Origin of the sequence: Pseudonocardia charpentierae (genome assembly GCF_031845345.1) — a bacterium.
Taxonomy (GTDB): domain Bacteria; phylum Actinomycetota; class Actinomycetes; order Mycobacteriales; family Pseudonocardiaceae; genus Pseudonocardia; species Pseudonocardia charpentierae.
The window spans coordinates 1-412 of the sequence record NZ_JAVREJ010000112.1 but is presented as its reverse complement, the minus strand read 5'-3'; the positions used below and the strand labels follow the sequence as shown (position 1 = coordinate 412).

Genomic DNA, 412 nt, shown 5'->3' with positions numbered 1-412 from the left:
ATTAAATGGGGTTGGTTTTGACATGTTCTCCAACTCCTGCTCTGATACCTTCTTTAATGAACCTTTTTCATCTCTGACATAAACACCTTCTACTCTTTCACCTTCTTTTTTCTTAATTTCACTTGCAAAAGTATTAGGTGCTATGAGTGAGGTAGAAGCAACAGCTAGAGCAAAAATAAAAGCTAAACCTTTTTTCATAATGACTATCCCCTTTGTCATAAATATTTAGGACTACATGTGTACATTTCAAACACACCCAAACATCACAAACCTACGACATAAACTAATCCTCATATTCCTTGCAAGCTTTGAATCATATTGCCATGAACCAAAATACAAAGGACGAGCTTACCCTTCTCTACATCCCTCATATTTACTTAAAAGCCATATAACAGGGTCGACAGCTTACTAG

The 412-nt window shown here is 35.9% G+C and carries 1 protein-coding gene; it reads right to left on the bottom strand.

Annotated features, from left to right (window positions below; genetic code table 11):
* Positions 1–219 (bottom strand): hypothetical protein (locus tag RM445_RS32090; protein WP_311560619.1); only part of this gene is annotated, 219 nt, incomplete at its 3' end.
* Positions 220–412 lie beyond the last annotated feature (193 nt).